The following is a 24,419-nucleotide window of genomic DNA, read 5'->3' as shown; positions in this document are numbered from 1 at the left end:
GTCGTTCAGCGCAGCGGCAGCAGGATGCGGAAATCGGTACAGCCGGGCCGGCTCTCGCATTCGATCAGACCCTCGTGCTGCTGCACGAAGGTCTGCGCCAGTGTCAGACCGAGCCCACTGCCGCCATCCCTGCCCGATACCAGCGGGTAGAAGATGCGTTCGCGAATATCCTCGGGAATGCCCGGACCGTTGTCGATCACATGCAAGTCCAATGCCAGCTTGTACAGCCGCTTGGCGATCGTGACCTGCCGCGCGACCCGCGTGCGCAGCACGATCTGCGCATCGCCGCGCGCGATGCGCTCGGCCAGCGCCTGCGCCGCGTTATGGACGATGTTGAGCACCGCCTGGATCAGCTGCTCGATATCGCCGGACAGCTCGGGCAGGCTCGCGTCGTAGTCGCGCACGATCTCGAGGCCGTTGGGGAATTCGGCCAGCACCACCGAGCGCACGCGCTCGAGCACCTCGTGGATATTGAGCTCGCGCACGATATGCGGATGCCGGTGCGGCTCGAGCAGGCGGTCGACCAGCGTCTGCAGGCGATCCGATTCCTTGATGATGACCTGGGTGTATTCGCGCAGGCTGCGTTCGGGCAATTCGAATTCGAGCAGCTGCGCCGCGCCGCGGATGCCGCCCAGCGGATTCTTGATCTCGTGGGCCAGATTGCGGATCAGCTCCTTGTTGGCCGAGGTCAGGTCGAGGATGCGTTCCTCCCTTTCGCTGCGGACCTTCTGCTCGTTGGGCAGTACCTCGACCAGCGCGGTGCCGGGGCTCGCGTCGATGCCGCCGATCACCACATGCGCGTGCATCGGCTCGCGCAGCGGCGGTTGCAGGACCACGTCCTGGCGCCGCGCATCGACCTGGCGCGCCAGCACCGAATCGATCATCGCGTCGAGCTCGTCGGCGCGGCCGAACAGCGCCGACAGCGACAGCTCCAGCATCGACTTGCGCGAGAGGCCGAAGCTGGCCTCGGCGGCCGGGTTGGCGTAGACGATGCGCATGCCGGGCTGCGCGACCAGCAGCACGGGGTTCGGCATCATGTCGAGCCCCGCGGCGAGCGCTGCCAGCGCCGGCGACGTCGGGGACGCGCTGTCCTCGTCGGCCGGCGCGCGGTCGGCGCCGCCGACCTTGCGTGAAACGCTGCGAATCAGGCGGCGCATCGATCGATCCTCAATCCTTCAGGTTGGCCAGCTCGCGCCGCAGCGCGGCCGCATTGGCCTCGCTGCGGGCGATGTCCTCGCGCAGCGAGGCGGTGCGGTCCAGATAGCGCTGGTAGTTGCGTTCGTCGCCCTGCCGCTCCGGCTGGCCCTCGTTGAATTGCGCGCGCAGCGCGGCCAGCTTGGCCTGCTCGCTGCGCAGCTCCTCTTCCAGCACGGCGCGGCGTTCGCCGTCGCGGCGGCGCTGCGTGGCCGCGTCGATGCGCGGGAAGTTCGCCGCGGTGGCGCCATCGATCGGCGCCGGATTGACACCGCCGCCGCCACCGCCGCCAACGCCCCGCGCCGCCTGCCGGGTCACCGGCACGGTCAGCACGTCGGGCAGGTCCAGCCGCTTGCAGCCCTTGCCGCCATTGCCGTTGCGGTATTCGGGCACGCCCTTCGGGCCGCTGCAGACGTAGATCTCCGAGCCGTTCGACGCGGACTGCGCCGAGGACTGTGCCGCTGCGGGCGCCGCGCCCAGCGCGCCGAACGCCGCCGCCACACCCGCCGCGATGCCCAGCAACAGGGCGGCCGATGCACCGGTCCGGGGTGGCGGCACCGGTTCGGCACCGGCGCGGTGCGGCGGGCGGGACGAAGACAGGGTCGCGGTCATGGGCGGGCGTCGCATCGGCAGGGATCGAGGTCGGAGGAAGCCCAATTCTAGCGAGCCAAACAAAAAGGGACAGCCGAGGCCGCCCCTTCCTGGTGCAACAAGCACGGTGTACTTGCAGCGGGTGCTGACAGCGCCTGCTTACAGCGAGTAGTACATCTCGAACTCGAGCGGATGGGTGGTCATGCGGAAGCGGGTCACTTCCTCCATCTTCAGTTCGATGTAGGCGTCGATCATCGTGTTGCTGAACACGCCGCCACGGGTCAGGAACTCGCGGTCCTTGTCCAGGTACTCGAGGGCCTGATCCAGGCTCGAGCACACGGTCGGGATCTTGGCATCCTCTTCCGGCGGCAGGTCGTACAGGTTCTTGTCCGCGGCCTCGCCCGGGTGGATCTTGTTCTGCACGCCGTCCAGGCCGGCCATCATCAGCGCGGCGAAGCCCAGGTACGGGTTCATCAGCGGATCCGGGAAGCGGGTCTCGATGCGGCGGCCCTTCGGGTTCGCCACGTACGGGATGCGGATCGAGGCCGAGCGGTTGCGGGCCGAGTAGGCCAGCTTGACCGGGGCTTCGAAGCCCGGCACCAGACGCTTGTACGAGTTGGTACCCGGGTTGGTGATCGCGTTCAGCGCACGGGCGTGCTTGATGATGCCGCCGATGTAGTACAGCGCGAACTCCGACAGGCCGGCGTAGCCGTTACCCGCGAACAGGTTCTGGCCGTCCTTCCAGATCGACTGGTGCACGTGCATGCCCGAGCCGTTGTCGCCGACCACCGGCTTCGGCATGAAGGTCGCGGTCTTGCCGTAGGTGTGGGCGACGTTCTGGATCACGTACTTCTGCAGCTGCGTCCAGTCGGCGCGCTGCACCAGCGTGCTGAACTTGGTGCCGATCTCGTTCTGGCCCTGGCCGGCCACTTCGTGGTGGTGGACTTCGACGGGGATGCCCAGCGATTCGAGGATCAGACACATTTCCGAACGCATGTCCTGGAAGGTGTCGATCGGGGCGACCGGGAAGTAGCCGCCCTTCTTGCCCGGACGGTGACCGCTGTTGCCGTGCTCGAACTCGCGGCCCGACGACCACGGCGCTTCTTCCGAATGGATCTTGACGAAGCAGCCCTGCATGTCGATGTTCCAGGTCACGCCGTCGAAGATGAAGAACTCGGGCTCGGGACCGAAGTAGGCGGTGTCCCCCAGGCCGGTGCTCTTCAGATAGGCTTCGGCGCGCTTGGCGATCGAACGCGGGTCGCGGTCGTAGCCCTTGCCGTCGGACGGCTCGACCACGTCGCAGGTCAGCACCAGCGTCGGCTCTTCGTAGAACGGGTCGATATGGGCGGTGTTCGGATCCGGCATCAGCAGCATGTCCGATGCCTCGATACCCTTCCAGCCGGCGATGGACGAGCCGTCGAAAGCATGGCCGCTCTCGAACTTGTCGTCACCGAAGTGCGAGGTCGGCACGGACACGTGCTGCTCCTTGCCCTTGGTGTCGGTGAAACGGAAGTCGACGAACTTGACGTCGTTTTCCTTCACCAGCTTCATCACATCTGCAACGCTCTGCGCCATGCCTATCTCCTGGTAATTCGGCTGAGTTCAGTTGGAGCCATTCACGTGCCGGCCGCCGGGGGCGCATCGCTGCCGCCTGCCGGCGGCGACCGGCCATCAAAAGGACGAAGCATGTTAGCAGAAAGCATGCCAACGTCCGCACGGATTTGGCGCGACGGTGACGCCGGCGCCGCGCAGCAGCCCGCCCGTTCCCGCAATCTGTGCATCGGCGCGGAAAGGCGCCGTTGCACCGCGTTGGCGCAAGGCTCCGACGGATGCCGGAGGCGCCGCGACGGCGGCTCGAAGGCGCGGGTGCCGGCGGCATCGGCACCGGCCGCAAACCCCAACCCGGTGCATCGCCGCGTTCGAATGCACCGACATGGTGCACTCGGCACCATGCTGGCGCCGGCGCCGGTTTTCGAGCCGGCTCGCCGGCCTGCCACTGCGGTTGCACCGCGGCCCCCGCGCCCGGCGGAGTAGAATAACGGTCTTTGCAGCAGGCGTGGCCGCGATCGGCGTCACGTCTTCCATCGATCCAAACCGTCCCTTGCAATGACCACCCGAGACGCGCTTCTGCAGGCCGCCAACGCGCGGCAACAACAGGACCAACTGCCCTACTACGGCGCGCTGACGCCGCAGCAAGCCTACGATCTGCTGATGGCCGACCCAAACGCGGTGCTGGTCGACGTGCGCACCCAGGCCGAGCTGGACTGGGTCGGCGGCCCGGACGTGCCGGAGCGCCAGTCGCTGCATGTGGAATGGTCGGGCTATCCCGGCGGCGCGCAGAATCCGCGCTTCGTCGAGGAACTGAAGGCGAAGGTGCCGCAGGACGCGCCGGTGCTGTTCCTGTGCCGCAGCGCGGCGCGCTCCAAGCACGCCGCCCGCGTCGCCACCGAGGCCGGCTACCGTTACGCGATCGATGTGCTGGAAGGCTTCGAAGGCCCGCGCGACGAGCACCACCACCGCAAGACGGTCGAGGGCTGGTGCGTGCGCGGGCTGCCGTGGCACGGGGCCTGAGGTCGCACTGAAGGCGCAGACTCTTGGCCAGTGAGTCCCTCCCTCTCCCGCACGCGGGAGAGGGGAGCAAACCCACCGCATCTTGCAGCGCAGTGGCGCAATGCCATCTCACCCCGCGCTGACGCCCGCTCCCACGTTCTCCACCACCTCGAATCCCATCGCCCGCACGCCGTCGCGCAGCATCGCGTAGGCGGCCTCCACCAGGGCTGGGGCACCCTTGACGCCCAGGTCGATATGCCGCCGCGCGTACAGCTCGCCGCGCTGGGCGTCGCCGACCGACGGCAGGCTGAACACACGCACGCCCGGGAAGGCGGTCTCGACCTGCTCCATCAGCGGCGTCAGCGTCGACTCCGGCGCCTCGAACACCAGGAAGGCGCGCTCGACGTGCTGCACCTGGTGGAACAGGTGCGAATACTGGTTGTCCAGCACCCACTCCATCATCGGCCACGCCATCACCGGGAAGCCCGGCATGAAATGGTGGTCGCCGATCGAGAAGCCCGGGATCCGGTTGTAGCTGTTGGGGATGATGCGGGCGCCGCGCGGAAACTCGCCCATCTTGAAGCGATGCTGGTTCTCCGGCAGCGACAGATCGGCCTTGACCGGATCGCCGCCCGCCGTCTCGGCGATGCGCTGCGCGATCAGCTCCCTCGCCTCGGGATGCAGCTCCAGCGGCACGCCCAGCGCCGCCGCCGCGCACTGGCGCGTATGGTCGTCCGGCGTGGCGCCGATGCCGCCGGTGCAGAACACCACGTCCGGGCCCGCCAGCGTGCGGCGCAGCGTCGCGGTGATGCGCTCGCGCTCGTCGCCGACATACTCGGCCCATTGCAGCGCCAGTCCGCGCTCGGCCAGCAGCGCGATCGCGCGCCGCATGTGCTTGTCCTCGCGTCGTCCCGACAGAATCTCGTCGCCGATCACGATCAGGCCGAAACCCATGATGCCCCTCTTTTCAGGATGATTCGATGCGGCGCACGTCAGACGGCGCCAGTTCAATGACGTCCGGCCCGGCCGGCGGCGGCGCCACCGATTGCCGCTCGGCGCGCAGCTGCCCGAGCGCGTGCAGGCAGTAGTGGCCGAACCACAGCGCCGAGAAGATGAAGATCAGCGCGTAGAGCCACAGCGCGCCGGCCAGCACGAACGGAAACAGGAAGATGATCGCCGCCGAGGACACCCACAGCAGCGTCGGCGCCGAGCCCAGCAGGCCGACCACCACGCCGATGATCAGCAGCGGCATCCGGTGGCGCCGCATGATGGCCTTGCGCTCGTCGGCGCTGGCATGGTCGGCCAGCGCGTCGTAGGTCATCACGCGATAGGTCAGCCAGCCCCACAGCAGCGGCGGGACCAGCGCGAAGAACGGCGGCACCAGCCACAGCGGCAGCGAGATCAGCACCAGCAGCAGGAACACGCCGGTGCTCGACAGCGAATGCCAGACGCTGCCCAGCACGCTGCCGCCCTTGCTCTTGGCCAGTTCCGGATAGCTGCGCTCGAGGAAACGCACCGCCGCGGGCACCGACCACAGGCCGATGAACAGCAGCAGCGAGGCCACCGCCAGCGGAATCGTCAGCGCGACCACGAACAGCGGCGCCACCACCGCGCGCAGCGACGACACGCCGAACCAGTCGAGCGCGCCGTAGATCCAGCTGGTGAAGATCGAGGTTTCGAGGAAGCCGCGCGCGGCGGTCATCACCGGATCCCAGGTGAAATACAGCAGGCCGCCCCATAACACGGTGGCCAGCACGAAGGGAATCACGGTCAGCGCCAGCATGCGTGGATGCAGCTGGCTGATCAGCGCGCGGACGAAGGAGCGGACGAGGTCGTTCATGCGTAATGCGAAGGTGGAGACGGAGCGGCTGCGGGTCCGCCGACCGGGTCGGTCGATCAGATCGGACGCCCCGGTCAGCTGTCCACGTCGGGCGGCGCGCGCCGCGCGCGGCGGCGCGGCAACGGCTCGCCATCGGGGCCGATTCAGGTGGGACAGACTAGCACACGTGCCGGCAACGCATCGTGTCGGAGCGGCATCGTCCGCGCAGACGACGTCCGTGCAGCAACCTCCGCGCCGGCGAATTCCATGGCGGCGAATTCCGTGGCGGCGAACTCCGTGGCGGCGAACTCCGTGGCGGCGATCTCCGTGGCGGCGATCTCCGCGGGGAGACGGCCGCGGCCACCGCCTAGGCCCGCCGGAACCAGCGCTTGATGCCGTACCACTGCTGCTGCAGCAGGCCGGCGCCGTAGTCGCGCCCGCGTCCGGCCGGCGGCGGCAACTGGTCGCGGATGCCGGTGGGCTGGTAGTCGTCGACGAAGCGGGCCGTGCCGAACAGCATGTCCCACCAGGGGAACAGCACGCCGTAGTTGCAGCCGCCCAGCCGCGCCGGCTGTCCGTGCGCCTCGTGCCCGATGCCGATCGCATGATGCGTGCGATGAAAGCGCGGCGACACCAGCAGGCGTTCGCCGATGCGGCCGAAATGCAGCCGCACATTGGCATGCTGCAGGCTCTGCATCAGCTGCGACAGCGCCACCAGCAGCAGGAACTGCGACGGCTCGACGCCAATCGCCAGCGCGGTCACCGCGAACACCAGGCTGCGCAGCAGATCGTCGAGCAGGTGGTTGCGGTTGTCGCTCCACAGCGTCATCTGGCGCTGGCTGTGATGGACCGCATGCAGGCACCACCACCAGCGCACGGTATGCGACAGGCGGTGATACCAGTAGCCGAGCAGATCGAACAGCAGCAGATAGACCAGGAAGCTGACCAGCGGCTCGCTGGTGACCCCCGGCCACCAGTCCTCGACATTGATCCGCTGCCAGCCGGCCAGGTGCAGGCGTCCTTCGATCGCGTCGACCACCGGATCGAGCGTGAAGAACAGCACCAGCCGGAACAGGCCGAGCCGGTGGATCATCGTGTAGAGCATGTCGGTGCGGATCGCGGCGCGATCGGTGACCGGCTCGACCGGACGCAGCCGCTCCAGCGGCCACAGCAGCGCCACCATCACCGTGAGCTGAAGCAACCCGACCACCAGCCATTCGGTGCCGGTGAAGGCGTCCTCGGCATAGCCGCCGAGGCCGAGCGCGTAGACCACCGGCAGCACCACGTGCTGGAACAGCGCGCCCTCGAGATCGCCGAGCCAGGCGTCCAATGTCTGCAGCATCAGTTGGGCCCTCCCCTGGCGCCGGCCGGCCTGTCCGGGCGGTAGTCCGGATGCTCGCGCAGCGTGGCGAAGCAGAAGCCCTTGCGGCGCAGCCCCTCGATCAGCGGCTCCAGCACGGCCGGCGCCCACGGATCGCGGCGCGACCAGATGCCCAGATGCGCCATCGCGATATCGCCGTCGCGCAGGTCGCGCAGCGCCCGGTTCAGCAGCGCCGTGTTCGGATAGCGGTCGGAGTCGAGTTCGTCGCCGAGAAAGCCCGCCTGCGCCCAGCCGACATGGCGATAGCCGCATTGGCGCGCCCAGGCCAGCGTCTGCGGCGCGGTGCGGCCGCCCGGCGCACGCCACAGCGGCTCCATGCCGACGCCGGCCAGCCGCCGCAGCGCCGCGGCGCTGCGGTCCAGCTCGGCGCAGAAGGCGGGCTGGTCCATCGCGATGTCCTGGCCGGCCCTGGGGCCGAACTGCGGCCGCATCACGACCTTGCCGCCGCGCGTGCTGCGCAGGTACACGTGATCGAAGGTATGCGAGCCGAACGCATGGCCGTCGGCGGCCAGCGCCTTCCAGTACGGCGCCCAGCCCGCGTCAAGCGAATGGTCGCCGCGCACAGTCGGCTCGTTGGCGAGGAAGAAGGTCGCGCGCACGCGCTGGCGGCGCAGCACGTCGGCGATCAGCTGCGCCTGGCTCATGCTGCCGGTGTCGAAGGTCAGGTACAGGGTGCCGGCGCGGCAGTCGTCGGGGGCGGCATGGGCGGGTGGCGAGGCGGCGCAAGCCAGCGCGGTCAGCGCGGCCAGCAGCACTCGCGCCAGCCGCTGGCCTGTGCCCACCGATCTTCCCTCTCCCAGCGGCGGCAGAGACGGGCAAACCGCCAGGGTTGCCGGGGAATGCGCGTTACCGAGCCTCATGCCGCCCTCGTCAATACAGCGGCGCCCGCGTGCGGAAATAGATGCCGTGCGGCGAGCGGCCGACGCGGATGGTCTTGACCAGCTTGCGGCTCGGCACGTCGATCACGCCGACCGAACGCGCCCAGCGGAAGGTCACCCACAGCGTCTTGCCGTCGGCGGCCAGCTCCATGTCGTCCGGCCCCGGCGGCAGGCCGGTGATGTCGCCGACCTTGGTCAGCGTCTGCTGGTCCAGGATGCTGATGGTCCCCGAGACCCGGTTGGTCAGCAGCAGATGGCGCTTGTCGCCGAGCGCGCGGAAGTTGTGCGCGCCCTTGCCGGTCTGGATCTGCTTGACCACCGCGCGGGTGCGCCAGTCGATCACGGCGACATAGTCGGCGCCGGTCATGCCGACCAGCAGATAGCGCTGGTCCGGCGTCAGCCAGATGCCGGCCGGCGCCGAGCCGGCCTCCATGCGCCACAGCAGCGTCTGCGTCGGCAGGTCGATCGCCGCCACCTCGTTCGAGTCCTGCAGCGTCACGAAGGCGATGCGGCTGTCGGCGGTGAAGGCGATATGGCTGGGGGTGCGGCCCAGCGGCAGCTGCCTGGCCGCCTTCAGCGCGCGCCCGTCCCAGCGGTACAGGTCGACGCGGTCGAGCCGGTTGCCGGTGACCACGAACCATTTCTGGTCCGGCGAGAAGCCGATGTGATACGGGTCGTCGATGTCCGGCACGCGCTGCTGGACCCGCCCGCTGACCGGATCGAGGAAGACCAGGTCGTTGCCGACCGCGTTGGCGACGATCAGCGAGCGGTCGTCGGGCGTGGCGATCAGGTGGTGGGGCTCCTTGCCGACCGGAAAGGTCTCCAGCACCTTCTGGCTGTCGCGGTCGATCAGGGTTACGGTTGCATCACCCGAATTGAGCACCACGACCACTTCGGCGTGGGCTGGAAGCGCCGCCGCGCCAAGACAGGCCCAGGTGAAACAGGCGGCGACGACACGGCGAAAGGCGGGCATATGCAGGGCGAACGGAACGGTTGGCGGACCGTTCTGGACGGTCGGCGGAAGGGTTCGAACAAGGAATCGAACAGGAATCGAGCAAGGAAACGGAACGGGTGGAACGGCGGGGGTCCGGCCGGGAATCCCGCTACAAAGCGCGCCCGCCTGACCGGCCGTCCAGGCGGCCGCTCATGCGACCGCCAAGGCCCACGCATTCTAACGTCGAGCCCCACCGTTTCGATGACCGGACGCGCCAAAATCGTGCGCAGGCCGTCCTACCGTTGCATCGACTCCCACACCTTCTGCAGACGCTTGACAGACATCGGCACCGGCGTTCGCAATTCCTGGGCGAACAGCGCGATGCGCAGCTCCTCCAGCATCCAGCGGAATTCCTCCAGCCGGGCGTCCTCGCCGCCCCTGCCCTGCCGCCGCTGCTTGTCCGCGCGTTGCCACTGCTGCAGCAGCGGCGCCATCTCCTGCTGCCGCTGGGTATCCCGGGCCGGATCGCCCTTGAGCTTGTCGATCCGCATCGCGATGCCCTTCAGATAGCGCGGGAAATGCACCAGCCTGTCGTAGGGGGTCTCGCTGAGGAAATGCTTGCCCATCAGCTGCGACAGCTGGGCCTGCATGTCGGCATGCGCGGCGGCGAAGGGCTTGGCCTGCAGCAGCTTGCGCGGCAGCGCCGCGTATTCGGCCAGGATGGTGCCGGCCAGCCGGGCGATCTCCTGCGACAGCAGGCCGAGCCGCCCGCGGCCCTCCTCCTTGCGCGCGGCGAACTCGGCCTCGTTGCGCGGCAGCGGCGCCTGCATGCAGGCGCGCTCCAGCGCCAGCGTCACGATCTGGTCGCGCAGCATGTCCTGCGTGCCCAGCGTCATGTACTGCATCGCCATCTGCGACAGGCCGGGGATGTTCTTCTGCACGAACTTGACCTGCTCGCGCAGCTGCAGCGCGAACAGCCGCCGCAGCCCGGCGTGGTGCAGCCGCTCGGCCTCCTGCGGGTCGTCGAACACCTCGACGTCGCAGTGGGTGTCGCGATCGACCAGCGCCGGATAGCCGAACAGCGTGCGGTTGCCCTTGCGGATCTCCAGCAGCTCGGGCAGCTCGCCGAAGGTCCAGCCGGTCAGCCCTTCGTATTGCCCCGCCTCGGCGACCGGCGCCTCGCGCGCGACCAGGCTCTGGAACGACTGCTGCGCCTGCCCGCCGAGTTCGGCGCGCAGCTGCGCCAGGTTGCGGCCCATGTCGAGCTGGCGGCCATGCTCGTCGACCACCTTGAAGTTCATGAAGTGGTGGGCCGGCAGCGTCTCCAGCTTGAAGTCCGCGCGCCGGATCATGGTGCCGGTCTGCTCCCGGATATCGGCGATCAGCACGTCGATCAGCTCGCCTTCGGCGAACGGCCGGCGCTCGACGAAGCCCGCGGCATAGTCGGGCAGCGGCACGCAATGGCGGCGCAGCTTCTGCGGCAGCGACTTGAGCAGCAGGTGCACCTTCTCCTTGATCATGCCCGGCACCAGCCAGTCGGCGCGTTCGGGCCGGATCTGGTTCAGCGCGTACAGCGGCACCGTCAGCGTGACGCCGTCGCGATGGCTGCCGGGCTCGAAGTGGTAGCTCAAGCCCATGTCGACGCCGGCGACGTTCAGCGTCTTCGGGAACAGGTCGGTGGTGATGCCGGCCGCCTCGTGCCGCATCAGCTCTTCGCGGTTCAGGTACAGCAGCTTGCGGTCGCGCGCGCTCTCGGCCTGGTACCACTGCTCGAAGCTGGTCTGCTGATGGATGTCGGCCGGGATGTGGCGGTCGTAGAAGGCGTAGATCAGCTCGTCGTCGACCAGCACGTCCTGCCGGCGCGCCTTGTGCTCGAGGTTCTCGATTTCCCGGACCAGGCGCTGGTTGTGCGCGAAGAACGGCAGCCGCGTATCGAACTCGCCCTCGACCAGCGCGCGGCGGATGAACAGTTCGCGCGCCTCCCGCGGATTCATCGGGCCGTAGTGCACGCGCCGGTGCTGGTAGACCGTCAGCCCGTACAGCGTGGCGCGCTCCATCGCCAGCACCTGGCCGGCCTTCTTTTCCCAGTGCGGATCGCTCCAGCTGACCTTGAGCAGATGGCGGCCGACCTGCTCGAGCCAGTCCGGCTCGATGCGCGCCAGCGTGCGGGCGAACAGCCGGCTGGTCTCGACCAGTTCGGCGGCCACCAGCCAGCGGCCCATCTTGCGCGCCACCAGCGAGCCGGGCCACAGATGGAACTTGATGCCGCGCGCGCCCAGGTACTCGCGGCCGCGGCCGTCGGCCTCGTCCAGCTTCTGGCCGATATTGCCGAGCAGGCCGGTCAGCAGCGCCTTGTGGACCTGCTCGTAGGTCGGCTCGCTGTCGTTGAGCTTCCAGCCCTGCTCCGCGACCGTGGTCAGCAGCTGCGAATGGACGTCGCGCCATTCGCGCAGCCGCAGGTGCGACAGGAAGTTGGCGCGGCACTGGTCCTGCAGCTGGCGGTTGCTCTTCTTGTGCGCGACCGCGTCCTCGAACCACTTCCACAGCTTGACCCAGCCGAGGAATTCGGAGCGTTCGTCCATGAACTTGCGGTGCGCCTGGTCGGCGGCCTCCTGTGCCTCCTGCGGCCGGTCGCGCGGGTCCTGCACCGACAGCGCGCTGGCGATGATCAGCATCTCGCGCAGGCAATGCTGGTCGCGCGCGGCCAGGATCATGCGGGCCACGCGCGGGTCCAGCGGCAGGCGCGCGAGCTGGCGGCCCAGCGGGGTCAGCGCATTGCCCTCGTCGACCGCGCCGAGCTCCTGCAGCAACTGATAGCCGTCGGCGATCGCGCGGCCCAGCGGCGGCTCGATGAAGGGAAACGATTCGATCGCGCCGAGGCGCAGCGCCTTCATCCGCAGGATCACCGCGGCCAGCGACGAGCGCAGGATCTCGGGATCGGTAAAGCGCGGGCGCGCGGCGAAATCGGCCTCGTCGTAGAGGCGGATGCAGACACCGTCGGCGACGCGGCCGCAGCGGCCGGCGCGCTGGTTGGCGGCGGCCTGCGAGATCGGCTCGATCTGCAGCTGCTCGACCTTGTTGCGATACGAATAGCGCTTGACGCGCGCGAGGCCCGTGTCGACCACATAGCGGATGCCGGGCACCGTCAGCGAGGTCTCGGCGACGTTGGTGGCCAGCACGATGCGGCGCGCGTTGGAGGGCTTGAACACGCGCTCCTGCTCCTGCACCGACAGCCGCGCGAACAGCGGCAGGATCTCGGTGTGGGGCGGATGGTGCTTGCGCAGCGCCTCGGCGGCCTCGCGGATCTCGCGCTCTCCCGGCAGGAACACCAGCACGTCGCCGGGACCGAGCCGGCTCAGCTCGTCGACGGCGTCGACGATGCCGTCGTACAGGTCGCGCTCGCGCGCCTGCGCGGACTTGAACGGACCGTCGCCCGACCTGCTGCCCTTGTCGGTTCCCTTGTCGGCCCCCTTGTCGCCGCCCTTGTCGGCCCCCTTGTCGCCGCGGCCACCGTCCTCGGCGATCGGCCGATAGCGGATCTCGACCGGATACAGCCGCCCGCTGACCTCGATCACCGGCGCCGGCTTGCCGCCGCTGCCGAAATGTTCGGCGAAACGCTGCGCGTCGATCGTCGCCGACGTGATGATCACCTTCAGGTCCGGGCGGCGCGGCAGGATCTCCTTCAGGTAGCCCAGCAGGAAATCGATGTTGAGGCTGCGTTCGTGGGCCTCGTCGATGATGATGGTGTCGTAGGCGCGCAGCAGCGGATCGGTCTGCGTCTCGGCCAGCAGGATGCCGTCGGTCATCAGCTTGATCGACGCGCCCGGCGACATGGTGTCGTTGAAGCGCACCTGGTAGCCGACGTGCTCGCCCACCGGCGAACCGAGCTCCTGCGCGATGCGCTTGGCGGTCGAGGTCGCGGCGATGCGTCGCGGCTGGGTGTGGCCGATCAGGCCGCCCTGGCGCCTGGCCTGGCCGTCCTTGCCGCCGGCGGTACGTCCGCCCTCCGGGGCATCGGCGGTCTCGGTAGCGTCGTTGCCCTCTGCGGCATCTGCAGTCTCGGCGGCATCGGCGCGTGCCGGTCCGCGGCCGATCGACAGGCAGATCTTCGGCAGCTGGGTGGTCTTGCCCGAACCGGTCTCGCCCGAGACGATCACCACCTGGTGCTGCTCGATCGCGCGCGCGATCTCGTCGCGCCGCGCCGACACGGGCAGCGCCTCGGGGAAGGTGATCGGCGGCAGCGGATTGGCCGGCGCGGTGCGGCGCGGCGACCGGCGGCTGGCTTGACCGGCAGGCTGGCCTTCGGGGCGACGTGCGGGCTGATCTTCGGGGCGACGTTGAGGCTGGCCGTCGGAGCGACGTCCGGGCTGGCCGTCGGGGCGACGTTCGGGCTGGCCTTCTGAGCGACGCTCTGGCTGGCGTTCGGACGAGCGTTCGGACGGGCGTTCGGACTTGTCTTCGGTCGGGCCCTGGGACGAGTCCTGGGATGGACCCTGGGACTGGCGTGCGGACTGCGGTCGGGACGGCCTGCGGCGCGGGGCTGCGGGTGGGACGGGGCGTTGTTCGGACATTGGCGGGGATTATAATCCGCGCCATGAACGCCAGAACCGCCACGACCCCAACACCCGGTGCGCACAACGACGCGGCCGGCGATCCCCTGCCCGACCCCGCCGTGGCCCCTGCCGCCGACCCCGCCGTGGCCCCTGACGCCGACTCCGCAGCCCACTCTGCCGATGCGCCGGCCGCGACCGTGGCCGTTCCCGCCACCACGCCCGCTGTGCCCAGCCTGACGAAGGCCCCGGCCACGCCCGAGCGCGCCGCGCCCGGACCGGACCGCCAGCAGTTCGTCGACTGGCTGCGCGCGGTCGCGCCGTATATCCATACCTTCCGCGGCAAGACCTTCGTGATCGCCTTCGGCGGCGAGCTGGTCAAGGCCGGCATGCTGAACGCGCTGGTCAACGACGTCGCGCTGCTGCACGCGATGGGCATGCAGATCGTGCTGGTCCACGGCTCGCGCCCGCAGGTCGAGGAACAGCTGGCGCTGCGCCAGGTCGAATCGCGCTTCGTCGACGGCCTGCGCATCACCGACAACGCCGCGCTCGAATGCGCGAAGGAAGCCTCGGGCGAGCTGCGCCTCGATATCGAGGCCGCCTTCAGCCAGGGCCTGCCCAATACGCCGATGGCCGGGGCGCAGCTGTCGGTGGTGTCCGGCAACTTCGTCACCGCGCGGCCGGTCGGCATCGTCGAGGGCACGGATTACCAGCACACCGGTCTCGTTCGCAAGATCGACGGCGACTCAGTGCGCATGTCGCTGCAGCACGGCAAGATCGTGCTGCTGTCGCCGCTGGGCTTCTCGCCCACGGGCCAAGCCTTCAACCTGTCGATGGAGGACGTGGCCAGCGCGACCGCCACCGCGCTGAAGGCCGACAAGCTGATCTTCATCACCGAGGTGCCGGGCGTGCTCGACCCGGTCGGCAAGCTGATGCCCGAGATGTCGCTGCGCACCGCGGTCGAGCGTCTGCAGAACAACCACCTGCCGCCCGACGTGGCCTACTACCTGCAGCATCTGGTCAAGGCGCTCAAGGGCGGCGTGCCGCGCGCGCACCTGATCCCGTTCGACCTGGACGGCTCGGTGCTGCTGGAGCTGTTCCTGCACGACGGCGTCGGCACGATGATTTCGGACACCGACCTGGAGAGCCTGCGCGAGGCCACGCTGGACGATGTCGGCGCGATCGTGCAGCTGATCGCCCCGCTCGAGCAGGACGGCACGCTGGTGCCGCGCGGCCGCCATCTGATCGAGCGCGACATCGGCAACTTCTCGGTGATCGAGCACGACGGCGTGCTGTTCGGCTGCGCCGCGCTCTATCCCTATCCGCGCGAAGGCATGGCGGAGATGGCCTGCCTGACGGTGTCGCCCGATGCCCAGGGCACCGGGGACGGCGAACGGCTGCTCAAGCGCATCGAGCGGCGCGCGCGCGCGCTCGGCCTGGATCGGCTGTTCGTGCTGACGACCCGCACCGAGCACTGGTTCCTGAAGCGCGGCTTCGTGCGCGCCAGCGTCGACGACCTGCCCGAGGACAAGCGCAAGCTGTACAACTGGCAGCGCAAGTCGATGGTGCTGATGAAGAAACTGTAAAACTGCAAGCGCGGTAGGGGCGGCCCGCGGCGGACGCGGCCGCTTCGTTACAATAGCCGCCGTACGAACGCCGCCGGCAAGCCCACGGCATTGCGCACGAGAGCGCCCACGGCATCGCCCCCCATAGCGCGCCCCATGGCGCGGCTCGCCGCGATCCCACGAACAGAAGACAGAAGGAGTCCCCCATGGCCCGCATGGTCCATTGCGTCAAGCTGAACAAGGAGGCCGAGGGCCTCGATTTCCCGCCGCTGCCCGGCGAACTGGGCAAGAAGATCTGGCAGAACGTGTCGAAGGAGGCCTGGGCCGGCTGGCTCAAGCACCAGACCATGCTGATCAACGAGAACCGCCTGAACATGGCCGACGCGCGTGCGCGCCAGTATCTGCTGAAGCAGACCGAGAAGTACTTCTTCGGCGAGGGCGCGGACCAGGCGGCGGGGTATGTGCCGCCGCAGGGCTGAGCCGGCTGCCCGGCCTGTCCCCTGCCCCTTTTCCCCGCCGATCGGGAAAGTGGGGTGGGAAGAACAAAAGGCGCCTTGCGGCGCCTTTTTTCGTTTGGGCGTGCGCTTTCGCGCTGCCGCGGGCTCAGAAGTCCGTGCGCCGCACGCCGTCGGCCGTGCCCAGCAGCAGCACGTCCGCGCCGCGCAGCGCGAACAGTCCCACCGTCACCACGCCGGGCAGCTGGTTGATCGCCTGCTCCATGCCCTTCGGGTCGCCGATGGCCAGGCCGCTGACGTCCAGGATCACATTGCCGTTGTCGGTCTTGTAGATGCCGCCTTCCTTGGTCATGCGCAGGCGCGGCTGGCCGCCGAGCGCCGCCAGTTGGCGCGCGACCGCGGCCCGCGCCATCGGAATCACCTCGACCGGCAGCGGGAACTGGCCCATCACGCCAACCAGCTTGCTGGCGTCGGCGATGCAGACGAAGGTGCGCGCCACCGAGGCGACGATCTTCTCGCGCGTCAGCGCGCCGCCGCCGCCCTTGATCATCGCGCCGCTGGCATCGATCTCGTCGGCGCCGTCGACGTAGACCGGAATCTCGTCGACCTCGTTCAGGTCCAGCACCTTGAAGCCGTGCTGCTGCAGGCGGCGCGTCGAGGCCTCGGAGCTCGATACCGCCCCGGCGAAGCGGTCCTTGAAGCGCGCCACCGCATCGATGAACAGGTTGGCGGTCGAACCGGTGCCGACACCGAGCACCGCCCCTTCGGGGACTTCCTTCTCGACATAGTCCGCGGCGGCCTGCGCCACCTGCGCCTTCAGTTCATCCTGGGTCATTGCCTGCTGCCTTGGGCCCCACCGTAGACCGCGGTGCGGTACGGTGCGGAGCCGGAAAAGTCGGTTGCGGAAACCGCGTAGTGTAACGGATTGCGCCCGGGCCGCCAGGGGTCGCACAATGGGCCGGTACAATGAGCCGACGCGGTCCCCGAGGTGGACCCACGACACGCTGCACCGATATGGCCTTGCACCGATGCAGCCATGACCTGGCCCCTACGCGGTGTCCCCGTTCCGATTTCTTTCCCGTCCGACGCAATCCATCATGAACCAGCTAGCGCAACTGAAGCAGTTCACCACCGTGGTGGCCGATACCGGCGACTTCCAGGCGATGAAGCAGTACACGCCGCAGGACGCCACCACCAATCCGTCGCTGATCCTGAAGGCCGTGCAGAAGCCGGAGTACCGGCCGCTGCTCGAGAAGGCCGTGCGCGATCATCACGACGCCGGCGTCGATGCCGTGATGGACGCGCTGCTGATCGCCTTCGGCGGCGAGATCCTGAAGATCGTGCCGGGCCGGGTGTCGACCGAGGTCGATGCGCGGCTGTCCTTCGATACCGCGGCGACCGTGGAAAAGGCGCGCCACCTGATCGCGCTGTACGAACGCGCCGGCGTGCCGCGCGAACGCGTGCTGATCAAGATCGCCTCGACCTGGGAAGGCATCCGCGCCGCCGAGGTGCTGCAGCGCGAAGGCATCCGCTGCAACATGACGCTGCTGTTCTCGCTGGTGCAGGCGGTGGCCTGCGCCGAGGCCGGCGCCCAGCTGATCTCGCCCTTCGTGGGCCGCATCCTGGACTGGTACCGCAAGCAGGCCGGCGACAAGTGGAACCCCGACGCCAACAGCGGCGATGCCGATCCGGGCGTGCATTCGGTGCGGCAGATCTACGACTACTACAAGCGCTTCGGCTACAAGACCGAAGTGATGGGCGCGAGCTTCCGCAACACCGACCAGATCCTGTCGCTGGCCGGCTGCGATCTGCTGACGATCAGCCCCGAGCTGCTGGAGCAGCTGGCGGCCAGCACGGCGCCGGTCGAGCGCAAGCTGTCGGTGGACGACGCCCAGGCGGGCCATATCGCGCGCGTGCATTGCGACGAGCCGGCCTTCCGCTGGCAGCTGAACGAGGATGCGATGGCGACCGAGAAGCTGGCCGAGGGCATCCGCGCCTTCGCGGCGGATGCGATCAAGCTGGAACGGCTGATCGCCGAGACCTTCTCCTGAAGCATGACGGGCGAGGCGCCGCCTCGCCCCGGCGCCCTTTGACCTGACCACGCGCGTCCGGGCTTGCCTCAGGCGCGCTTCGCCTTGCCCCAGGCGGGCCTGGACTTGCCGGGGCTCGCCTCAGCCGTCCGCCCGGTCCCACAGCATCGGCAGGCATTGCCCCGCCGGGGCCGACAGCACCAGGTCCGCGGTGGCGTCGAGCGCCGATGGCTGCGGATTGACGACGATCACGCCCGCGCCATGGTCCTTGGCCAGGCCTGGCAACCCCGCCGCCGGATAGACCATGCCCGAGGTGCCGACCACCAGGCACAGGTCGCAGGTCTGCGCCGCATGCTCGGCGCGGTAGCGCGCCACGCGCGGCAGGTCCTCGCCGAACCAAACCACGCCGGGCCGCATCAGCGCGCCGCAATGGATGCAGCGCGGCGGGCTGCGGCCGTCGTCCGGCGCGGCCTCGCAGCGGCCGCAGCCGTCTAGCCATTTGTTGGCGAACAGGTTGCCGTGCAGCTCGATCACGTCGGTGCTGCCGGCGCGCTGGTGCAGCCCGTCGACATTCTGCGTGACCAGGGTCACCTTCTTCTGCGCGGCCAGCGCGACGATCGCGTGATGCGCGGGATTGGGCTGCGCCGCCGCGACCAGCGCGCGGCGATGCTGGTACCAGTCCCACACCAGGCCGGGCTGGCGGCGGTAGGCATCCTCGGTGGCCAGTTGCTCGGGATCGAAGCGGGCCCACAGGCCCGTCAGCGCATCGCGGAAGGTGGGCACGCCGGACTCGGCGGAAATGCCGGCGCCGGTCAGCACCAGGATGTCGCTGGCCGCCGCGATGCGTCGCCGCGCGTCGGCCAGGCCGGCGGCATCGATCAGCATCGCGCCCCCTTCATCGGACGGTCCGCTCAACGCGCCGCCGCGCGGCGCTGGCGCACCGCTTCATAGAGGCAGACGCCGCTGGCGACCGACACGTTCAGGCTTTCGACGCCGCCGGCCATCGGGATCGACACCAGCTCGTCGCAGGTCTCGCGCGTCAGGCGCCGCATGCCCTCGCCTTCGGCGCCCATCACCAGCGCGGTCGGGCCCTTGAGCTCGATGTCGTAGACCGTGCGCTCGGCGCCGTCGGCGGTGCCGACCACCCAGATGCCGCGCTCCTGCAGTTCCCGCAGCGTGCGCGCCAGATTGGTGACAGTGATATACGGCACGGTCTCGGCCGCACCGCTGGCGACCTTGGCGACCGTCGCGTTCAGGCCGACGCTGCGGTCCTTGGGCGCGATCACCGCATGGGCGCCGGCGCCATCCGCCACGCGCAGGCAGGCGCCGAGATTGTGCGGATCGGTGACACCGTCGAGCACCAGCAGCAGCGGCGTGCCTTCGATGCCGTCGAGCAGTTCGTCGAGATTGAGCGCCAGCGACACGTCCTCGGCGCGGGCGACCACGCCCTGGTGGCGGTCGGTGCCCGCCATGCCGCGCAGGCGCTCGGCATCGACCGGGTGCAGACGCACGCCGAGTCCCTCGGCGAGGCGGATGAAGTCCTGCATGCGGCGATCGCGCCGGGCGGACTCGATATAGACGTCGGAGACGCCGGCCGCGTCCTGGCGCAGGCGCGCGGTGACGGCGTGAAAGCCGATCAGAAGTTTTTGTTTGGCCATGGGCGGGATTGTACCCGCCCATGGCCCGCCGGCCGGCGCGGCCCTGGCGCCGGCTTGCCGCAGGCCTGCCATCGGCCTGCCGCTGGCTTATTGCCGGCTCACGGCCCGCCTCAGCGCGTCCGCGTCGACTTCTTCGACGCGGTCTTGTGGGCCGTCTTGCCGGCGGCCTTGCCGGTCCGCTTGGTGGTCGACCTGGCGGTCGACTTGGCCGCGGTCTTGCCGCTTGCCTTGCGCCCCACGCCCGCCGGCTTGGGCTTGGCCGCGCGCTTGGACGGCTTGCCGGTACCGCCGGTGCCCCCTTCGGGCCGCGCCTTGACCGGCGTGATCACCGCCTCGAACACCGGCTGCTCCTCGAACACGCGATCGAGCGTCTCGTCGAACGACTCCTCCGGCTTGGAGGTGCCGCCCAGCAGCGCGGCCAGCTGGCGGCCCTTCTTGCGCGCCGGCAGCGCGTGCGCGGCGGGCACATGCGGCGCCGGCTCGGTGGTCGGGCGCGCGCGCAGGCTCTTGGCCGACGGCTCCTGCACCAGGCGGAAGTCGATCTTGCGGGCGTCGAGGTCGACGCGCGAGACCTGCACGCGCACGCGGTCGGTCAGCCGGTAGCGGATGCCGGTGCGCTGCCCGCGCAGCTCGTTGCGCGCCTCGTCATACTCGAAGTAGTCGCTGCCCAGTTCGGTCACGTGGACCAGCCCTTCGACATACAGCTCGTCGAGCTGGACGAAGATGCCGAACGAGGTCACCGCGCTGACCGTGCCGGCAAACTCGTTGCCCAGCTTGTCGCGCATGAAATAGCACTTGAGCCAGGCCTCGACGTCGCGCGAGGCCTCGTCGGCGCGCCGCTCGTTGGCCGAGCAGTGCAGCCCCAGTTCGTCCCACACCGCTTCGTTGCGGCGCGCGCGGCCGGCCATCTTCTCGGCGCGCGCGGCCTCGTCCTTGGCCTGCATGCGGCGCGCCTTCGGCGAGATCGCGGTATTGAGCGCGGTGCCCGGCGCGAACGCGGGCTGGTACTTGGTATGGGCCAGCACCGCCTTGATCGCCCTGTGCACCAGCAGGTCCGGGTAGCGCCGGATCGGGCTGGTGAAGTGGGCGTAGGCCTCGTAGGCCAGGCCGAAGTGACCGATGTTGTCGGGGCTGTAGACCGCCTGCTGCATCGAGCGCAGCAGCATGGTCTGCAGCAGCGGTGCATCGGGACGCGCCTTGATCTTGTCCATGACCTCGGCGTAGTCCGAGGCCTGCGGCTTGTCGCCGCCGCCCAGCGACAGGCCCGAGGTCTTCAGGAACTCGCGCAGCGCCTTGAGCTTTTCCTCGCTGGGCCCGGCATGGACCCGATACAGCGCCGGGTGCTTGAAGCGCTCGAGGAAGTCGGCCGCGCAGACGTTCGCGGTCAGCATGCATTCCTCGATCAGCCGGTGCGCGTCGTTGCGCGTGCGCGGCAGGATCTGCTCGATCTTGCCCTGCGCATTGCAGACGATATAGGTCTCGGTGGTGTCGAAGTCGATCGCCCCGCGCTCGCGGCGCGCCTTCAGCAGGACCTGGTACAGCTCGTACAGGTTCTGCAGATGCGGCACCAGCTCGGCGCGCTTGTGGGCTTCCGGACCCTTGGTGTTGGACAGCACCGCCCAGACCTCGTTGTAGGTCAGGCGCGCGGCCGAATGCATCACGGCGGGATAGAACTGGTAGGCCTTCAGCTCGCCCTTGGCGGTGACCACCGCGTCGCAGACCATGCACAGCCGGTCCACCAGCGGGTTCAGCGAGCACAGGCCGTTCGACAGCTTCTCCGGCAGCATCGGAATCACGCGGCGCGGGAAGTAGACCGAGGTGGCGCGGTCCAGCGCATCGGCGTCCAGCGGCGTGCCGGGACGCACGTAGTGGGAGACGTCGGCGATCGCGACGATCAGGCGCCAGCCCTTGGCGCGGCCGATCTTGACCGGCTCGCAGTAGACCGCGTCGTCGAAGTCGCGCGCGTCCTCGCCGTCGATCGTCACCAGCGGCACGTCGCGCAGGTCGATGCGGTGTTCCAGGTCGGCATCGCGCACCTCGTCGGGCAGCGCGGCGGCCTCGCTCAGCGCGGCCGGCGAGAACGCATGCGGCACGCCGTACTTGCGCACCGCGATCTCGATCTCCATGCCGGGGTCGTCGATCTCGCCCAGCACCTCGACCACGCGGCCGACCGGCTGCACATAGCGGTCCGGATATTCGACGATCTCGACGCTGACGACCTGGCCGACCTTGGCCTTGCCCTGCGCGCGCGGCGGGATCAGGATGTCCTGGCTGATGCGCTTGTCCTCGGGCGCCACCACCAGCACGCCGCCCTCGCTGAGCAGGCGGCCGATGACGAAACGGTTGGCGCGCTCGACGATCTCGACGATCTGCCCTTCGGGGCGGCCGCGGCGGTCGTAGCCGATCACGCGCACCTGGGCGCGGTCGTTGTGCATCGCCTTCTGCAGCTCGCGCTCGGGCAGGAAGATATCGTCCTCGCCGTCGTCGCGGATCAGGAAGCCGAAGCCGTCGCGGTGGCCCTGCACGCGGCCGACCACGAAGTTGGGCTGGTGCGCCAGCTCGTAGCGGCCCTTGCGGTTCAGTTCGATCTGGCCGTCGCGTTCCATCGCGGCCAGCCGTTTCTGGAAGCCGTCATGCTCCTTGCGCGTGACGGCGAGCGCCTTGGCGATATCGCCGGCCGACAGTGGCGAACCGGAGGTACGCAGGACGCCGAGGATTTCTTCCCGACTCGGGATCGGATAGTTGTTCTGATTCAATTTCTTCTAAAGAGGATTTGACAAATCGATTGTCGTCGCTATAATGAGCGCTTCGGTTGTTTCGACACCTGCCCAGGTGGCGGAATTGGTAGACGCACTAGGTTCAGGTCCTAGCGGTGGCAACACTGTGGAGGTTCGAGTCCTCTCCTGGGCACCAGATCAAAAAACCCGCATCGCTTTCCGGCGCTGCGGGTTTTTTCTTTCCCGCCTGCATCTGCATTTCCATCCGGATCGCTTGCGCGTTCTGCTTTGATCGGGCCATTGGCGCTCCAGTTCGGCGCCGTGTGCGCCGGTTGCCCCGGATCCCCGGGATCGCGTCCCGAAAAATTCCGACCATGTGCCGACCTTGCGCGGCCGACGACCATCTTTCACTGCTTGCGGCGCGCCTGCTGCCGGTCGAACCAGCGTTCGAACCACCGCTCGAACCGATCGCGACTGCACCGCCCCTTGCGCCGGGCGCGACCGTCATCGCCGCACCTCGACATCAAGGCGCAGTGTATCAGCTTCAGTGGCGCTTCCGGCATTCCTTTGACATGGCGGCGGCTTGGATCCCATGCCGATTGCCCGCCTTCTTCCGCGCCTTCTTCCGCGCCTTCTTCCCCGCCCTATTCCGCGCCTTCTTCAGCGCCTCCTTTCGCGCCTCCTTCCGCGCAGTATTCCCCGCTGCTCGACCGACTCCCCGGCCCAAATATCCGCGCCATGGTTGACAGCGCGCGCATATGTAACTACGATGGTTTCACTTCAACGCTTCCCGCCATGTCGACCAGCAGCCGATTCGCCGTTGCCGTCCATATCCTGACCTTGCTGGCCAGCGCCGACGCGCCGCTGCCGTCCTCGCTGATCGCCGGCAGCGTCGGCACCAATCCGGCGCTGATCCGCCGGCTGATCGGCGTGCTGGCGCAGGCCGGACTGGTCTCGACCGCGATGGGCGCGGCCGGCGGCGCCTCGCTGGCGCGGCCAGCGGACACCATCACGCTGCGCGACGTATTTCGCGCGGTGGAGTCCGACAGCCTGATCGCCTTGCATGCCGGCGCGCCGAATCCGGCCTGCATGGTCGGACGCGAGATCACCGGCGCGCTGACCCGCATCACCGACAAGGCGCAGGCCGCGATGGAGGAAAACCTGGCGCAGACCACGATCGCCGGCATGCTGGCCGACGTCGAGCGGTCGGCGCGCGCGCGGCGGCGCTGAATTTTTTTGTCCGCATATGTAACTACGCTGGTTTCATATGTGCGTGCGTCGCCTCGCTTCGTCTTTCGTTCTGCTTCCTCGCGAAGCCAACCTGTGAAGGAGTTCCACCATGCAAATCGCCATCCTGGGTGCCACCGGACGCGTCGGCAGCCGCATCGCCGACGAAGCGCTGCGCCGCGGCCATACCGTCACCGCCATCGCGCGCCACGCCGGCACGCTGGCCGATTGCCCCGGCCTGAAACGGCTGGACGCCGATATCACCGATCTCGCCAACACCGCGAAGCTGGCGCCGGCGCTGGCTGGCCAAGACGCGCTGGTCAGCGCGGTGCGTTTCGCGCAGGCCGGTCCCGAGCCGCTGCTGCAGCTGGCCGGCCAGGCGGGCGTGAAGCGTGTCGTGGTGGTCGGCGGCGCGGGCAGCCTGTATGTCGCGCCGGGCGTGCAACTGGTCGACACGCCGACGTTTCCCGAGGCCTACAAGGCCGAAGCCATCGCCGGCCGCGACTTCCTGAACGCGCTGCGGGCGGAGCAGGAACTGGACTGGACCTTCCTGTCACCGTCCGCGCTGCTCGAACCGGGCGAGCGCACCGGCAGCTATCGGATCGGCAAGGACGAATTGCTGGCCGACGCCAACGGCAAGAGCTGGATCTCGATGGAGGACTTCGCCGTCGCGCTGGTCGACGAACTGGAACGGCACGCGCATTCGCGCGAGCGGTTTACGGTGGGGTATTGAAGGGATGGGGGGATGGAGCGTGGGCGCAGGTGGTGCGCCGCCCTCTCCCCCGGCCCCTCTCCCGCAAGCGGCAGAGGGGACAAAACCGGCGGGACGCTCGGCTCTGCCTATGGTGTTCCCCCTCTCCCGATTGCCCG

The 24,419-nt window shown here is 69.0% G+C and carries 20 protein-coding genes and 1 tRNA gene; 8 read left to right on the top strand and 13 right to left on the bottom strand.

Going from position 1 to position 24,419, the window contains the following annotated elements; translation table 11 throughout:
• Positions 1 to 5: 5 nt before the first annotated feature.
• From glnL to K7G19_RS19430, 3 genes are all read right to left on the bottom strand, one after another.
• Positions 6 to 1,157 carry a nitrogen regulation protein NR(II) gene (gene glnL / locus K7G19_RS19440; protein WP_226108672.1) on the bottom strand — a complete coding sequence of 384 codons (1,152 nt, stop codon included), beginning with the start codon at positions 1,155 to 1,157 and terminating at the stop codon, positions 6 to 8.
• A gap of 10 nt (positions 1,158 to 1,167) precedes the next feature.
• Positions 1,168 to 1,806: a DUF4124 domain-containing protein gene (locus K7G19_RS19435; RefSeq protein ID WP_226108670.1), complete on the bottom strand. Its 639-nt coding sequence runs from the start codon at positions 1,804 to 1,806 to the stop codon at positions 1,168 to 1,170.
• A gap of 138 nt (positions 1,807 to 1,944) precedes the next feature.
• The gene (locus K7G19_RS19430; protein WP_149319140.1) at positions 1,945 to 3,360 is read right to left on the bottom strand and encodes a 3-hydroxylaminophenol mutase; all 1,416 of its coding nucleotides are present in this window, start codon (positions 3,358 to 3,360) and stop codon (positions 1,945 to 1,947) included.
• A gap of 531 nt (positions 3,361 to 3,891) precedes the next feature.
• Here K7G19_RS19430 and K7G19_RS19425 point away from each other — a divergent pair.
• The gene (locus tag K7G19_RS19425) at positions 3,892 to 4,356 is read left to right on the top strand and encodes a rhodanese-like domain-containing protein (protein ID WP_149319141.1); all 465 of its coding nucleotides are present in this window, start codon (positions 3,892 to 3,894) and stop codon (positions 4,354 to 4,356) included.
• A 108-nt stretch (positions 4,357 to 4,464) separates the two neighbouring features.
• On the opposite strand, the gene K7G19_RS19420 is transcribed toward K7G19_RS19425, so the two are convergent.
• The 6 genes from K7G19_RS19420 to hrpA all read right to left on the bottom strand — a co-directional run bounded on the left by K7G19_RS19420 (position 4,465) and on the right by hrpA (position 13,918).
• A complete protein-coding gene (locus K7G19_RS19420) occupies positions 4,465 to 5,289 on the bottom strand; it encodes a molybdopterin-binding protein (RefSeq protein ID WP_149319142.1) in 825 nt (274 codons plus the stop codon).
• 13 nt (positions 5,290 to 5,302) lie between these two features.
• Entirely contained in the window at positions 5,303 to 6,175 is an 873-nt protein-coding gene (locus K7G19_RS19415) for an EI24 domain-containing protein (protein WP_226108668.1), read from the bottom strand.
• A 346-nt stretch (positions 6,176 to 6,521) separates the two neighbouring features.
• Entirely contained in the window at positions 6,522 to 7,496 is a 975-nt protein-coding gene (locus tag K7G19_RS19410) for a sterol desaturase family protein (RefSeq protein ID WP_150084106.1), read from the bottom strand.
• Positions 7,496 to 8,317, bottom strand: a complete 822-nt coding sequence (locus tag K7G19_RS19405; RefSeq protein WP_370639579.1) for a polysaccharide deacetylase family protein — start codon at positions 8,315 to 8,317, stop codon at positions 7,496 to 7,498. The genes K7G19_RS19410 and K7G19_RS19405 overlap by 1 nt, the downstream gene beginning before the upstream one ends.
• 88 nt (positions 8,318 to 8,405) lie before the next feature.
• Positions 8,406 to 9,386: a cytochrome D1 domain-containing protein gene (locus tag K7G19_RS19400; RefSeq protein WP_149319146.1), complete on the bottom strand. Its 981-nt coding sequence runs from the start codon at positions 9,384 to 9,386 to the stop codon at positions 8,406 to 8,408.
• Positions 9,387 to 9,643: 257 nt separating this feature from the next.
• Positions 9,644 to 13,918: an ATP-dependent RNA helicase HrpA gene (gene hrpA, locus K7G19_RS19395; protein WP_226108666.1), complete on the bottom strand. Its 4,275-nt coding sequence runs from the start codon at positions 13,916 to 13,918 to the stop codon at positions 9,644 to 9,646.
• Between the two features lie 215 nt (positions 13,919 to 14,133).
• Between hrpA and argA the strand changes: the two genes are divergently transcribed.
• A complete protein-coding gene (argA, locus tag K7G19_RS19390) occupies positions 14,134 to 15,483 on the top strand; it encodes an amino-acid N-acetyltransferase (RefSeq protein WP_187829255.1) in 1,350 nt (449 codons plus the stop codon).
• Positions 15,484 to 15,668: 185 nt separating this feature from the next.
• Positions 15,669 to 15,941 carry an oxidative damage protection protein gene (locus K7G19_RS19385; protein ID WP_149319148.1) on the top strand — a complete coding sequence of 91 codons (273 nt, stop codon included), beginning with the start codon at positions 15,669 to 15,671 and terminating at the stop codon, positions 15,939 to 15,941.
• Between the two features lie 124 nt (positions 15,942 to 16,065).
• Here K7G19_RS19385 and rpiA read toward each other — a convergent pair whose 3' ends face one another.
• A complete protein-coding gene (rpiA, locus tag K7G19_RS19380) occupies positions 16,066 to 16,752 on the bottom strand; it encodes a ribose-5-phosphate isomerase RpiA (RefSeq protein WP_149319149.1) in 687 nt (228 codons plus the stop codon).
• 262 nt (positions 16,753 to 17,014) lie between these two features.
• On the opposite strand from rpiA, the gene tal reads away from it, so the two are divergent.
• Positions 17,015 to 17,968, top strand: coding sequence for a transaldolase (gene tal / locus K7G19_RS19375; RefSeq protein WP_149319150.1), 954 nt, complete (start codon positions 17,015 to 17,017; stop codon positions 17,966 to 17,968).
• A gap of 120 nt (positions 17,969 to 18,088) precedes the next feature.
• Here tal and K7G19_RS19370 read toward each other — a convergent pair whose 3' ends face one another.
• The 3 genes from K7G19_RS19370 to rnr form a co-directional block, all read right to left on the bottom strand.
• A complete protein-coding gene (locus tag K7G19_RS19370) occupies positions 18,089 to 18,832 on the bottom strand; it encodes an NAD-dependent deacylase (RefSeq protein WP_150084103.1) in 744 nt (247 codons plus the stop codon).
• A 26-nt stretch (positions 18,833 to 18,858) separates the two neighbouring features.
• Entirely contained in the window at positions 18,859 to 19,605 is a 747-nt protein-coding gene (gene rlmB, locus K7G19_RS19365; RefSeq protein ID WP_149319151.1) for a 23S rRNA (guanosine(2251)-2'-O)-methyltransferase RlmB, read from the bottom strand.
• A gap of 110 nt (positions 19,606 to 19,715) precedes the next feature.
• Positions 19,716 to 22,361 carry a ribonuclease R gene (gene rnr / locus K7G19_RS19360; RefSeq protein ID WP_149319152.1) on the bottom strand — a complete coding sequence of 882 codons (2,646 nt, stop codon included), beginning with the start codon at positions 22,359 to 22,361 and terminating at the stop codon, positions 19,716 to 19,718.
• Between the two features lie 70 nt (positions 22,362 to 22,431).
• Between rnr and K7G19_RS19355 the strand changes: the two genes are divergently transcribed.
• The 4 genes from K7G19_RS19355 (at position 22,432) to K7G19_RS19340 (ending at position 24,282) form a co-directional block, all read left to right on the top strand.
• Positions 22,432 to 22,518, top strand: a tRNA-Leu gene (locus tag K7G19_RS19355).
• A complete protein-coding gene (locus K7G19_RS19350; protein ID WP_226108665.1) occupies positions 22,478 to 23,068 on the top strand; it encodes a hypothetical protein in 591 nt (196 codons plus the stop codon). The genes K7G19_RS19355 and K7G19_RS19350 overlap by 41 nt, the downstream gene beginning before the upstream one ends.
• Before the next feature lie 49 nt (positions 23,069 to 23,117).
• On the top strand, positions 23,118 to 23,552 hold the full coding sequence (locus tag K7G19_RS19345) for an Rrf2 family transcriptional regulator (RefSeq protein ID WP_149319153.1): 435 nt from the start codon (positions 23,118 to 23,120) through the stop codon (positions 23,550 to 23,552).
• Positions 23,553 to 23,661: 109 nt separating this feature from the next.
• Positions 23,662 to 24,282 carry an NAD(P)-dependent oxidoreductase gene (locus K7G19_RS19340; RefSeq protein WP_226108663.1) on the top strand — a complete coding sequence of 207 codons (621 nt, stop codon included), beginning with the start codon at positions 23,662 to 23,664 and terminating at the stop codon, positions 24,280 to 24,282.
• Positions 24,283 to 24,419: the final 137 nt, after the last annotated feature.

The organism is Cupriavidus sp. DB3, from assembly GCF_020418465.1.
Classification (GTDB): domain Bacteria; phylum Pseudomonadota; class Gammaproteobacteria; order Burkholderiales; family Burkholderiaceae; genus Cupriavidus; species Cupriavidus cauae.
The sequence above is the reverse complement of the archived record's forward strand: the minus strand, read 5'-3'. Positions and strand labels throughout refer to the sequence as shown.

Excerpts from the sequence above, each read along its gene's own strand:
- glnL (WP_226108672.1), bottom strand. The coding sequence starts at position 1,157 with ATGCGCCGCCTGATTCGCAGCGTTTCACGCAAGGTCGGCGGCGCCGAC.
- K7G19_RS19435 (WP_226108670.1), bottom strand. The coding sequence starts at position 1,806 with ATGACCGCGACCCTGTCTTCGTCCCGCCCGCCGCACCGCGCCGGTGCC.
- K7G19_RS19430 (WP_149319140.1), bottom strand. The coding sequence starts at position 3,360 with ATGGCGCAGAGCGTTGCAGATGTGATGAAGCTGGTGAAGGAAAACGAC.
- K7G19_RS19425 (WP_149319141.1), top strand. The coding sequence starts at position 3,892 with ATGACCACCCGAGACGCGCTTCTGCAGGCCGCCAACGCGCGGCAACAA.
- K7G19_RS19420 (WP_149319142.1), bottom strand. The coding sequence starts at position 5,289 with ATGGGTTTCGGCCTGATCGTGATCGGCGACGAGATTCTGTCGGGACGA.
- K7G19_RS19415 (WP_226108668.1), bottom strand. The coding sequence starts at position 6,175 with ATGAACGACCTCGTCCGCTCCTTCGTCCGCGCGCTGATCAGCCAGCTG.
- K7G19_RS19410 (WP_150084106.1), bottom strand. The coding sequence starts at position 7,496 with ATGCTGCAGACATTGGACGCCTGGCTCGGCGATCTCGAGGGCGCGCTG.
- K7G19_RS19400 (WP_149319146.1), bottom strand. The coding sequence starts at position 9,386 with ATGCCCGCCTTTCGCCGTGTCGTCGCCGCCTGTTTCACCTGGGCCTGT.
- hrpA (WP_226108666.1), bottom strand. The coding sequence starts at position 13,918 with ATGTCCGAACAACGCCCCGTCCCACCCGCAGCCCCGCGCCGCAGGCCG.
- K7G19_RS19385 (WP_149319148.1), top strand. The coding sequence starts at position 15,669 with ATGGCCCGCATGGTCCATTGCGTCAAGCTGAACAAGGAGGCCGAGGGC.
- rpiA (WP_149319149.1), bottom strand. The coding sequence starts at position 16,752 with ATGACCCAGGATGAACTGAAGGCGCAGGTGGCGCAGGCCGCCGCGGAC.
- tal (WP_149319150.1), top strand. The coding sequence starts at position 17,015 with ATGAACCAGCTAGCGCAACTGAAGCAGTTCACCACCGTGGTGGCCGAT.
- K7G19_RS19370 (WP_150084103.1), bottom strand. The coding sequence starts at position 18,832 with ATGCTGATCGATGCCGCCGGCCTGGCCGACGCGCGGCGACGCATCGCG.
- rlmB (WP_149319151.1), bottom strand. The coding sequence starts at position 19,605 with ATGGCCAAACAAAAACTTCTGATCGGCTTTCACGCCGTCACCGCGCGC.
- K7G19_RS19345 (WP_149319153.1), top strand. The coding sequence starts at position 23,118 with ATGTCGACCAGCAGCCGATTCGCCGTTGCCGTCCATATCCTGACCTTG.
- K7G19_RS19340 (WP_226108663.1), top strand. The coding sequence starts at position 23,662 with ATGCAAATCGCCATCCTGGGTGCCACCGGACGCGTCGGCAGCCGCATC.